General features: G+C 58.4%; 11 protein-coding genes. 9 read left to right on the top strand and 2 right to left on the bottom strand.

The window, feature by feature from the left end:
- Positions 1-21 precede the first annotated feature (21 nt).
- The gene (locus E8M78_RS05050; protein ID WP_137134027.1) at positions 22-1,656 is read right to left on the bottom strand and encodes an AMP-binding protein; all 1,635 of its coding nucleotides are present in this window, start codon (positions 1,654-1,656) and stop codon (positions 22-24) included.
- A 231-nt stretch (positions 1,657-1,887) separates the two neighbouring features.
- The gene (locus tag E8M78_RS05055) at positions 1,888-2,394 is read right to left on the bottom strand and encodes a MarR family transcriptional regulator (RefSeq protein WP_137134028.1); all 507 of its coding nucleotides are present in this window, start codon (positions 2,392-2,394) and stop codon (positions 1,888-1,890) included.
- A gap of 205 nt (positions 2,395-2,599) precedes the next feature.
- Between E8M78_RS05055 and E8M78_RS05060 the strand changes: the two genes are divergently transcribed.
- The 9 genes from E8M78_RS05060 to E8M78_RS05100 all read left to right on the top strand — a co-directional run bounded on the left by E8M78_RS05060 (position 2,600) and on the right by E8M78_RS05100 (position 11,003).
- A complete protein-coding gene (locus E8M78_RS05060) occupies positions 2,600-4,915 on the top strand; it encodes a bifunctional salicylyl-CoA 5-hydroxylase/oxidoreductase (RefSeq protein ID WP_137134029.1) in 2,316 nt (771 codons plus the stop codon).
- A gap of 6 nt (positions 4,916-4,921) precedes the next feature.
- Positions 4,922-5,704: an SDR family NAD(P)-dependent oxidoreductase gene (locus E8M78_RS05065; RefSeq protein WP_137134030.1), complete on the top strand. Its 783-nt coding sequence runs from the start codon at positions 4,922-4,924 to the stop codon at positions 5,702-5,704.
- A 16-nt stretch (positions 5,705-5,720) separates the two neighbouring features.
- The gene (locus tag E8M78_RS05070; protein ID WP_137134031.1) at positions 5,721-6,140 is read left to right on the top strand and encodes a thioesterase family protein; all 420 of its coding nucleotides are present in this window, start codon (positions 5,721-5,723) and stop codon (positions 6,138-6,140) included.
- The gene (locus E8M78_RS05075; RefSeq protein ID WP_170973322.1) at positions 6,133-6,528 is read left to right on the top strand and encodes a RidA family protein; all 396 of its coding nucleotides are present in this window, start codon (positions 6,133-6,135) and stop codon (positions 6,526-6,528) included. The genes E8M78_RS05070 and E8M78_RS05075 overlap by 8 nt, the downstream gene beginning before the upstream one ends.
- Before the next feature lie 65 nt (positions 6,529-6,593).
- Positions 6,594-7,019, top strand: coding sequence for a cupin domain-containing protein (locus tag E8M78_RS05080; protein WP_137134033.1), 426 nt, complete (start codon positions 6,594-6,596; stop codon positions 7,017-7,019).
- A complete protein-coding gene (locus tag E8M78_RS05085; RefSeq protein ID WP_137134034.1) occupies positions 7,019-7,867 on the top strand; it encodes a fumarylacetoacetate hydrolase family protein in 849 nt (282 codons plus the stop codon). The genes E8M78_RS05080 and E8M78_RS05085 overlap by 1 nt, the downstream gene beginning before the upstream one ends.
- A complete protein-coding gene (locus tag E8M78_RS05090) occupies positions 7,864-8,655 on the top strand; it encodes a glucose 1-dehydrogenase (protein ID WP_137134035.1) in 792 nt (263 codons plus the stop codon). The genes E8M78_RS05085 and E8M78_RS05090 overlap by 4 nt, the downstream gene beginning before the upstream one ends.
- Positions 8,656-8,931: 276 nt before the next feature.
- Positions 8,932-10,068, top strand: a complete 1,137-nt coding sequence (locus tag E8M78_RS05095) for an ABC transporter substrate-binding protein (RefSeq protein ID WP_137134036.1) — start codon at positions 8,932-8,934, stop codon at positions 10,066-10,068.
- A gap of 14 nt (positions 10,069-10,082) precedes the next feature.
- Positions 10,083-11,003 (top strand): branched-chain amino acid ABC transporter permease, encoded by a 921-nt coding sequence (locus E8M78_RS05100; RefSeq protein ID WP_137134037.1) that lies wholly within the window; start codon positions 10,083-10,085, stop codon positions 11,001-11,003.
- Positions 11,004-11,005: the final 2 nt, after the last annotated feature.

The following is an 11,005-nucleotide window of genomic DNA, read 5'->3' on the forward strand; positions in this document are numbered from 1 at the left end:
TCAGACCGCTTGCGCCGATACCTACGGCGCGGCTGCCGCAGCCGTGCGTAACCGAAACCGCTGGATCTTGCCGGATTCCGTTTTCGGCAGAGCTTCAGTGAAGACGATTGAACGGGGATATTTGTACGGGGCGATGATGGACTTCACATGCTCCTGCAGATGCTTCGTCAACACGTCGTCACCGTGGAAGCCCTGCGCCAGCACAACATGCGCCTGAACGATCATGCCACGTGTTTCGTCCGGAACGCCGATCACCGCGCATTCGGCAACGGCATCATGCTTCAGAAGCGCCGCTTCGACCTCCGGCCCTGCAATGTTGTAGCCGGCGGAAACGATCATATCATCGGCGCGCGCCGCGAAGTGGAAATAGCCCTCTTCGTCCTGAAAGAAGGCATCGCCTGTCAGGTTCCAGCCACCCCGGACGTAATCCTTTTGACGCGTATCGGCTAGATAGCGGCAACCAATCGGCCCGCGCACGGCGAGCTTGCCCACGGTGCCGCGTGGGACTTCGTTCATTGCGTCGTCCACAATGATCGCCTCGTAGCCGCTGAGAGGGCGTCCGGTGCAAGCAGGCCTGCCCTCCCCCAACCGGTTGGAGATAAAGACATGCAGCATCTCGGTTGCGCCGATACCATCGAGGATCGGTTTGCCGGTCTTGCGAGTCCATTCTTCGAACACGGGCGCGGGCAGGGTTTCACCGGCGGAGACAGCGATACGTAGCGAGGAGAGATCTACCCCGCCATCCATGGCAGCCAACATGGCGCGATAGGCTGTCGGCGCCGTGAAGCAGATCGTGGCCTGATGTTCCTGAATGATTTCCGGCATTTTGGTGGGGGCGGCGTTCTCGAGAAGCACACCGCAGGCGCCGAACCGAAGTGGAAAGACGACGAGACCACCGAGGCCGAACGTGAAGGCAATGGGTGGCGAACCGACGAATACATCGTCTGGCTGAACCTGCAGTACTTCCTTCGCATAGGCATCCGCAATGATGAGGATATCGCGATGAAAGTGCATCGTGGCCTTGGGTATGCCGGTTGAACCGGACGTGAAGCCCAGCAAAGCCACATCATCGCGGCCTGTTTTCACGGCGGCAAACTCCCTGGACTTGGCAAGCGCTGCGCGATCCAGCTCTCCATCATGGCCATCCGTTCCATCGAAAGAGACGATGCACTTCAGGAACTGGCTCTGCTTACCGGCTTCAACCAACTCGTCCATCAGCCGATGGTCGCACAGCGCCAGCGAAATCTCTGCCTTTTCGAGATATTTCAGCAATTCGCCGGAACGCATCATCGGCATGGTGTTGACGACAACTGCGCCCGCCTTTGTGGCCGCCAACCAGCAGGCAATCATGGCCGGATTATTTCCCGACCGGATCAGAACGCGATTGCCTGGCTGCACCCCGTAATCCTCGATCAAGGCTCTTGCCAGCTGGTTCGTCCACTCCGCCAGTTGCCGGTAGGTGCGTTGCCTGCCAACGCCGATCAGCGCCACGCGGTCGCCAAACCCTTTCTCCACCATACGGTCTGTCAGTTCCACCGCCGCATTGAGATATTCGGGGTAATCGAACCCCTGCAGATTGATTTCCGGCCATTCTTCAAAGGGCGGAAGATGGTCGCGCGCGAAGGTATCCGCGTGTCCGGATGGACCCAGATTCATGTCAGTTCCCCTATTCGCAAACATTTGGTCTGCACGCCTTGCCGGTTTTCCAGGTGGCGTATTTTGATTTTCGGAAAGACTGGCACAGGTCCAAAAGCTCGGCAAGAAAAATCTTTTAAGCTTATAATGATTTTTCTGAACGTTGGCGGATATACCGGCGAACGGACTCTCCTGCGCGGTTTCGCGCAGCAGCCCCCAATGGGATGACTTGTTCAGATGACTCGCAACGAATTACTCGGCGTCTTCGAGTTCGCTACGGCTCATATGCCGGATCGTGGAATTCTTGACCTGACCGACATGTGTCAGCAGCCCGGCCAGCACGATCGGGTCCACGTCCACCATCAACTCTTTGAGCCAAGCCTCATGCGCCTGCGCCATGCGGCTGAAGATCTCGCGGCCACGGGGCGTCAACTTGGCAACGGTGACCCGACGATCCTGCCCCAGGCGCTCGCGCACCAGCATGCCGTCGGCCTCCAGTCGCTCCACAAGGGCTGTGATGTTGCCGTTCGTAACCATCGTCAGTTGCGAGAGTTCTCCCAGGCGAAGGCCATCCGGCTGGCGGTAAAGCTGGGAAAGCACATCGAATTGCGGCAGCGTGCTGTTGAACTCCAGCCTGAGCCGACGGCGAATTTCTTGAGAAACGAGGCGAGTGGTAGAAAGTAGACGCAGCCATAACCGCAGCTCCAGCTTCTTGCCTTCCTGCGTATCCGCAACGATGGCTTCAAGATCATTCGCCATATGATTCCCCCGATCCACCTTACCGGAGTGCTGAGGAATGGTAACGTTGTCAAGCAGGATCGTTGAGGATCCGAGAAGAGACAGGGACTTACGCCAACGCCTTTGAGACCGAGATTTTTCCGGTTGACAATGCACGAATGTCAAATACTTTAATCTTAAAATAATTGACGTACATGAACCTGCGTCAACAATGAAGGGAACGGCAATGAAGATTGTCTGCATCGGCGGAGGTCCGGCTGGCCTCTATTTCGGCCTTCTGATGAAGAAATTTCACCCGGACCATGAGGTAACGGTGGTGGAGCGCAACAAACCCTACGACACATTTGGCTGGGGCGTTGTCTTCTCCGACCAGACCATGCAGTCCATGCGTCAGTGGGATGCAGAGAGCGCTGCTGAAATCGAAGATGCCTTCAATCACTGGGATGATATCGAAGTCCTGTTCAAAGGCACCCGCCAGCGCACCAGCGGCCATGGTTTCGTGGGCATCGGTCGCCGCAAGCTTTTGAACATCCTGCAGGCCCGCTGCGAGGCGCTCGGTGTCAACCTTCAATTCGAGACCGATGCAGAGAGCGATCTCGAATTTCCGGATGCCGATCTGATCATCGCCTCCGATGGCGTGAACTCTCGCATTCGCGCCAAATATTCGGACGTTTTCCAGCCAGATCTGGTCGTGCGCCCCAACAGATATATCTGGCTTGGTACCAACAAGCTGTTTGATGCCTTCACTTTCGATTTCCGCAAAACGGATCACGGCTGGTTTCAGGCACATATCTACAAGTTTGACGCCAATACCTCGACCTTCATCATAGAGACGACGGAAGAGGCCTATCAGGCGCACAAACTCGGCGAAATGTCGCAGGATGAGTCGATCCGGTTCTGCGAGAATCTGTTTGCCGAAACGCTGGAAGGGTCCTCCTTGATGACCAATGCCCGCCATATGCGCGGCTCTGCCTGGCTAAATTTCCAGCGACTGATCTGCGGCAAATGGAGCCACTTCAACGGCAACAGCCATGTTGTGTTGATGGGCGATGCCGCGCACACAGCGCATTTTGCGATTGGTTCCGGCACCAAGCTTGCCATTGATGACGCCATAGAGCTGACCAACCAGTTCCAGAAGCTGGGACATGGCAAGGAAAAGATTCCCGCTGTTCTGGCTGCTTACGAGGAAATCCGCCGCGTCGATGTTGCCCGCATCCAGAACGCGGCCCGCAACGCCATGGAATGGTTCGAAGTGGTCGGGACGCGTTATGCCGATACGCTGGAGCCGGAACAGTTCATGTATTCCATGCTGACCCGCTCGCAGCGCATCAGCCACGAGAACCTTCGGCTGCGCGATAAATCCTGGCTGGAAGGCTATGAGCGTTGGTTCGCCGGCAAACAGGGTTTGAATGTGCAGGAAGGCGAACGTTGCCTGCCGCCGATGTTCACGCCTTACCGTCTGCGCGGCGTAACGCTGCCAAACCGTATCGTCGTTTCGCCCATGGCCATGTATTCCGCGAAAGATGGTGTGCTGGATGATTTCCATCTCGTGCACCTGGGAAGCCGCGCGCTTGGCGGTGCGGGTCTCATTTTCGCTGAAATGACCTGTGTTTCAGCGGATGCCCGCATCACGCCCGGTTGCCTTGGTCTCTGGAGCGATGAGCAGACCGCTGGCTGGAAGCGCTTTGTCGATTTCGTCCACAACAATAGCGCCGCCAAGGTTGGCATCCAGCTCGGCCATGCAGGCCGTAAAGGCGCCACCAAGCTGGCCTGGGAAGGTATTGACCAACCATTGGAAGAAGGCGCGTGGCCTCTGCTTTCAGCCTCCGCCCTTCCCTATCTCAAGAACAGCCAGGTGCCGAAGGCCATGGATCGGGCTGACATGGATCGGGTCAAGGCCGACTTCGTGGCCGCAACCAGACGCGCTGCCGAGGCTGGTGCCGACTGGCTGGAGTTCCACGCTGCCCATGGCTACCTGATGTCTTCCTTCCTCTCACCGCTGACCAATCGGCGCGAGGACGACTATGGCGGCAGTCACGAGAACCGCGCGCGCTATCCGCTGGAAGTGTTCAGAGCCATTCGCGAGGTCTGGCCAAAGGATAAGCCAATCTCGGTGCGTCTGTCCTGTCATGATTGGGCCGATGGCGGCAATACGCCAGAAGATGCGGCGATCTTTGCTGAGATGTTCAAGGACGCCGGTGCCGATCTCATCGATTGCTCCTCCGGTCAGGTCTGGAAAGAAGAAAAGCCGGTCTATGGCCGTCTGTTCCAGACGCCGTTCTCCGACAAGATCCGCAACGAAATCGGAATTCCAACCATCGCCGTTGGTGCAATCTCCGAAGCCGACCATGCCAATTCCATTATTGCCGCGGGACGCGCAGACCTCTGCGCCGTGGCGCGTCCCCATCTGGCTGATCCGGCCTGGGCGCTGCACGAGGCCGCAAAGATTGGCCTGAAGAATGTACCGTGGCCGAAGCAGTACATGTCCGGCAAGTATCAGTACGAGGCCAATCTTTCCCGCACCCCGGCACCGGCGAAGTGATCCGCCATGGCAGGGGTTGAAGGAAGACATGTTCTGGTAACAGGGGCTGGCAGTGGCATAGGTGCGGCCATCGCCCGCCGCCTGCATCAAGACGGCGCGAACCTGACTTTGGCTGGGCGTCGGGCAGAACCGCTTGTGCAATTGGCGGACGAGCTTGGAGCCGATGCGACCTTTGTCGCCGCCGGTTTCGATGTCACCGATCCGCACGCCATCGAACAAGGGCTTGAAGCAGCGCGCTCGAAGTTCGGGCCGGTCTCGATCCTCGTCAACAATGCTGGAGAGGCACCCAGCGCACCCTTCGAAAAGACGGGGCTGGAGCTTTGGTCGAAGGTTCTGAATGTCGATCTGACGGGCGTATTCAACGTCACGCAAGCGATCCTGCCGGATCTGAAGGCGCATGGATCGGGGGCGAGGATCATCAACATCGCCTCGACGGCAGGGCTTACCGGCTATGCTTACGTCTCGGCCTATTGCGCGGCAAAGCACGGCGTTGTGGGACTTACGCGGGCGCTTGCGCTGGAGCTGGCGAAGAAAGGCATTACGGTGAACGCCGTCTGTCCCGGTTTTACCGATACGCCCATTATTGCCCGTTCCATCGAAGAGATTGTTGCAAAGACAGGGCGAACGCCAGAACGGGCACTGGCCGAGTTCACCAAGAGCAATCCGCAGGGGCGTCTCGTAACACCGGAAGAAGTAGCCGAGACAGTCGCATGGCTTGCCCTGCCGCTGTCACAATCCATCAACGGCCAGGCCATTGCAGTGGCAGGCGGCGAAGTCTTTGCCGGTTAAGGCACAGGGAGGATGCATGCCCTTTAAAATCTCGAAGCCAATGCGGTTCGGCGACTGCGACCTGACCGGAATTGCCTATCACCCCGCCTATCTCTCCATGTTGGTCGATGTCAACGAGGCCATGTTTGCCTCCTTCGGCGTGACATGGAAGGAAATCATGTTCGAGCGCAAGCTTGGCCTGCCGACCGTGACGCTGAACCTCGAATTCAAGAAGCCTGCCGTCTATGGCGACGTCTTGGATTTCGCCGTGCATGTGCGCGCCATTGGCCGTACGTCCCTCGACCTCGAAACCGTGGTCACCGTTCGCGGCGACATCATCTGGACCGTGCGGCAGCGCATCGTCATGACCTCGCTTGAAGATCACAAATCACACCCATGGCCCGATGATGTACGGGCTGGACTGACCCAATATCTGGAGCCTTCCCATGATGCATGAAATCATCCAGCCGGAAGGCTGGGCAAAGCCGATTGGCTATTCCAACGGCATCAGCGCCCGCGGGCGCATCGTTCAGGTGGGCGGTCAGATCGGTTGGGACGAGCAGTGTCAATTCCATTCGGATGATTTTGTCGATCAGGTGCGCCAGACGCTGGTGAACATCGTCAGCGTTCTCTCGGCCGCAGATGCCAAGCCCGAGCACCTCATCCAGATGACCTGGTATTTCACCGATCGGGAAGCCTACAGGTCTCGGATGAAAGAAATCGGCGCCGTCTATCGCGAGATCATCGGCCGTCATTTCCCGCCAATGGCTGCCGTGCAGGTGGTGGCCCTGATGGAAGACCGCGCCAAGATCGAGATCCAGGCGCTGGCAGTCGTGCCGGACTGACCAAAACCCACATGTCTACTTATCTAGACATCTAGATTTCTATACAGGTTGTCGAGGAGGATATCATGAGCGACAAGGTAATGCCGGTGGTAACCCGCAAGGGTCAGGAAGATACTGGAACCGGCCAGTCGGGCGGATGCGTTCGTATCTCCGGCGTCAGCCCGCAGCACACCCCCGCCACCAAGATCTGGTTCGGCAAGGTGTCCAATGAGCCGGGCTATCGCTCCTATCCACACCACCATGGCGAAGCCGAAACCGGCGGCTATGTGCTGAAGGGCAAGGGCCGCATCTATTTCGGCGATAACTGGCAGGAATTCATCGACATGGAAGAAGGCGACTTCATCTTCGTACCGCCGAACTGGCCGCATATCGAGGTCAACATGTCGACCACCGAGGAACTGGTCTGGTTGACCACACGTACACCGGACAACATCGTCGTCAATCTGCCGGATGTGGATGACAGTGTTCTCACAGGATATCGGCGGGCCTGATGAAACTCCTTCGCTATGGACCGGCAGGCGCCGAAAAGCCTGCCATTCTGGACGCCGAGGGCCAGATACGCGATATCTCCAGCCTGATTTCCGATCTTGGCGGCGACGCGCTCTCCGACGCCTCGCTGGACCGCATTCGTCAGGCGGACATCTCTGCCCTTCCGGTCGTGCAGCCGCAGCGCATTGGTGCCTGCATTGCCCGCCCCGGCAAATTCATTTGCGTGGGCCTCAACTATGCGGACCATGCCAAGGAAACCGGAAAAGCGCCGCCCGAGGAACCGATCCTGTTCATGAAGGCCGCCAGCGCCGTGGTTGGTCCAAATGACGATGTGGAAATTCCGCGAGGCTCTCAGAAAACCGATTGGGAGGTCGAACTCGGCGTCGTGATCGGCACGCGGGCGAAATACGTGGATGAAGCGCAGGCGCTGAACCACGTCGCTGGCTACTGCGTCGTCAACGATGTGTCGGAACGGGCCTTCCAGTCGGAGCGCGGCGGTCAATGGACCAAGGGTAAGAGCCACGACACCTTCGGCCCGACCGGTCCATGGCTTGTGACGCGGGATGAGGTGGCCAACCCCCAGAACCTTGCGCTCTGGCTGGATGTCGATGGCGTGCGCCGCCAGACCGGCAATACCAACACAATGATCTTCGGCGTGGCGCACCTCGTCAGCTATATCAGCCAGTTCATGACGCTGGAGCCGGGCGATATCATTGCCACCGGCACCCCACCCGGCGTTGGCATGGGCATAAGGCCGGAACCGGTGTTTCTGAAAGCCGGTCAGGTCATGACGCTTGGCATTGAGGGTCTGGGCGAACAGCGCCAGACGACCGTCGAAGCGAGGGCATGACCATGGCAGGACAGAGAGAGCTTGCCGGGAAACTCGCCATCGTCACTGGTGGCGCGCGCGGACAGGGTGAGGCGGAAGCCCGCCTCTTCGCCTCTCACGGTGCAGCGGTCATCATCGCCGATGTCCTCAATCCTGAAGGAGAGGCGCTTGCCAAGGCTCTGAGCGAAGAGGGGCATCAGGCACGTTTCATCGAGCACGATGTCACGAACCCCGATAGCTGGGCGAAGGTTGTCGATCTTGCGAAGGCATGGAAAGGCCGCATCGATATTCTGGTCAACAATGCGGGGATCATCAACCGCTCGACCGTGACCACCACCGAACTCGAGGCCTGGGAGCGGCTGATCAGGGTGAACCTTACCGGAGCTTTCCTTGGCATACGCGCCGTGACTGACCTGATGGCGGAAAACGGCGGCGGTTCCATCGTCAACATCTCGTCGAACAGTGCGTTCTCCGGTCACTACGATCCGGCCTACACGGCCAGCAAATGGGGTCTGCGGGGTCTGACGAGAAGCGCGGCCATGGAATTCGCGGCCAAATCCATCCGCGTCAACGCAGTCTGCCCCGGTCTGGTGGTAACGGGTCTCAATGCGTCCAGCCCGCATCTGAAGCCCATGATCGAAATGACCCCGATGAAACGCTCGGGCTCACCAGAGGAGATTGCGGAACTTGTGTTGTTCCTCGCCTCGGCCCGGTCCGGCTTCATCACAGGTGAAGACTTTGTGATTGATGGCGGGTTCACCGCTGGTGCCGCCTATCGTCGTGTCGCCGTCGAAACCGGCATATTCTAAAGGCCCGCTGGGTCGAGGGTACAGAATTTATGACCGGGCGGAGAAACGCCCGGCAAGCTTTCATGCGCCTGGTCGTCAATGACGCAAGCAACGCCCAAGAATTTATTCTAAGCTTAAAATACTTCTTGTGGTCTGAAATGACGTGTGACAACCTGCTAAGCAACAAAGTGCCGGGCGGTTGCATTGGCGGGCGCAGTTGAGCATAAAGGTTCTCCAAAGAACCGAATGAAAAATAACAATAATCGGGAACAGCAACGGAAAGATGGAGTGCATCGGATGAAAACTTCTCTATTGGCAATCTCGGCGGCATTGATGCTGGGCAGCGCTTGCGTGGCGTCGGCAGAACCGGTCAAAATCGGCCTCATCACCACACTTTCTGGCGGTGGTGCTGGTCTCGGCGTCGATACGCGCGATGGCATCATGCTGGCCATCAAACAGTCCGGCCGCAAGGACGTGACCGTCGTCACCGAGGATGATGCCCAGAAGCCGGAACTGGCCGTTCAGATCGCCGACAAGATGATCCAGAGCGAAAATGTCGATGTGCTGACGGGCATCGTCTGGTCGAACCTTCTCATGGCGGTTCAGCCGGGTGTCGTGGCGCAGGGCAAATTCTATGTCTCGACCAACGCAGCCCCTGCGGCGCTTGCCGGCGCCAAGTGCGACCCGCTTTACTTCAACGCCGCCTACCAGAACGACAATCTTCACGAAGCCATGGGCGAATATGCCAACAAAGGCTACAAGAAGATGTTCATCATGGCGCCGAACTATCCGGCGGGCAAAGATTCGCTGACCGGCTTCAAGCGCTACTACAAGGGCACCGTTGCCAACGAGGTTTATACCCAGGTTGGCCAGACGGATTACGCTGCTGAAATCGCACAGATCCGCGCATCCGGCGCCGATGGTGTGTTCGTCTTCCTTCCCGGCGGCATGGGCATTGCCTTCATGAAGCAGTATGCGCAATCCGGTGTGAAGACACCGATCATCGGCCCCGGCTTCTCTTTCAGCCAGGACGTGCTGCCCGCCATTGGCGATGCTGCGCTTGGCGTGAAAGCGTCCGGCCAGTGGGTGAAGGATCTGGATAACGCTGCAAACAAGGCTTTCGTACCAGCCTTCGAGAAGGAATATGGCCGCCTGCCCTCCATCTATGCCGTTCAGGCTTTCGATGCGGCGCAGTTGATCCTCTCGGCCTCGTCCAAGGCCAGCGTCAAGGATGCCAAGGCGTTTGCGGCCGCACTCAATGCTGCCGATATCAAATCGCCTCGTGGAAATTTCAAGTTCAACACCAACCGTCATCCGATACAGGATATCTATGTGACGGAAGTGGTGAAGGAGAACGGCGTTCTGACCAACAAGACCGTCGAGAAGATCTTTACTGATCACGGTGATGCCTACGCCAAGGATTGCAAGAAGTAAGGCGGAGCAGGCACGTGACCTTCGCTCTTGCGCTCGAGCAATTGCTGAACGGCGTTCAGCTCGGTTTCATGCTGTTCCTGATGGCGGCCGGACTGACGCTCGTCTTCGGCGTCATGGGCCTGATCAATCTGGCCCATGGCTCGCTCTACATGGTCGGCGCATTTGCCTGCGCCGCCGTGGCTGCGGCAACCGGCTCCTTCTGGCTGGGTCTGGCTGCCAGTCTTGCCTTTGCAGCAGGTGCTGGCGCGCTGATGGAGGTGACGGTCATCCGTCGCCTTTACAGTCGGGATCACCTGGAGCAGGTGCTGGCGACCTATGCGCTGATCCTGATCTTCTCGGAGGGAACGCGCTGGCTCTTCGGTTCATTTCCACTGTATCTCGACATACCGCCGCTTCTGCAGGGTGCCGTCTCACTTCCGGGTGGCGCGCAATATCCACTATACCGGCTGGCGATCATTGCAACAGGTGCGGCGGTAGCCATGGGCCTCTACCTGCTGATCTCACGCACCCGGCTCGGCATGCGCATTCGGGCCGGTGAAAGTGACCGCGAAATGATTGCCGCACTCGGCGTCGATATTCGCACGCTTTACACGCTGGTGTTTGCGCTTGGGGCTGCACTTGCCGGACTTGCGGGGGCGATGGTGGGAGCCATCCAGTCCGTTCAGGTGGGCATGGGCGAGCCGGTGCTGATCCTTGCCTTCGTCGTCATCATCATCGGCGGCATAGGCTCCATCAAGGGCGCCTTCGTCGGCGCACTGACGGTTGGCGTCGTGGATACCATGGGGCGCTTTCTGCTACCACAATTGCTGACCTTCTTTGTATCGCCTGCCGATGCCAAACCCATGGGGGCAGCCATTGCATCCATGCTGATCTATCTGGTCATGGCTTTCATTCTGGCAGTCAAACCGCGCGGCCTTTTTCCGGCTCAGGCGTGAGG

This window comes from Rhizobium sp. FKY42 (assembly GCF_005222835.1).
Classification (GTDB): Bacteria; Pseudomonadota; Alphaproteobacteria; order Rhizobiales; family Rhizobiaceae; genus Neorhizobium.

Excerpts from the sequence above, each read along its gene's own strand:
- E8M78_RS05080 (WP_137134033.1), top strand. The coding sequence starts at position 6,594 with ATGAGCGACAAGGTAATGCCGGTGGTAACCCGCAAGGGTCAGGAAGAT.
- E8M78_RS05055 (WP_137134028.1), bottom strand. The coding sequence starts at position 2,394 with ATGGCGAATGATCTTGAAGCCATCGTTGCGGATACGCAGGAAGGCAAG.
- E8M78_RS05095 (WP_137134036.1), top strand. The coding sequence starts at position 8,932 with ATGAAAACTTCTCTATTGGCAATCTCGGCGGCATTGATGCTGGGCAGC.
- E8M78_RS05065 (WP_137134030.1), top strand. The coding sequence starts at position 4,922 with ATGGCAGGGGTTGAAGGAAGACATGTTCTGGTAACAGGGGCTGGCAGT.
- E8M78_RS05085 (WP_137134034.1), top strand. The coding sequence starts at position 7,019 with ATGAAACTCCTTCGCTATGGACCGGCAGGCGCCGAAAAGCCTGCCATT.
- E8M78_RS05075 (WP_170973322.1), top strand. The coding sequence starts at position 6,133 with ATGCATGAAATCATCCAGCCGGAAGGCTGGGCAAAGCCGATTGGCTAT.
- E8M78_RS05090 (WP_137134035.1), top strand. The coding sequence starts at position 7,864 with ATGACCATGGCAGGACAGAGAGAGCTTGCCGGGAAACTCGCCATCGTC.
- E8M78_RS05070 (WP_137134031.1), top strand. The coding sequence starts at position 5,721 with ATGCCCTTTAAAATCTCGAAGCCAATGCGGTTCGGCGACTGCGACCTG.
- E8M78_RS05050 (WP_137134027.1), bottom strand. The coding sequence starts at position 1,656 with ATGAATCTGGGTCCATCCGGACACGCGGATACCTTCGCGCGCGACCAT.
- E8M78_RS05060 (WP_137134029.1), top strand. The coding sequence starts at position 2,600 with ATGAAGATTGTCTGCATCGGCGGAGGTCCGGCTGGCCTCTATTTCGGC.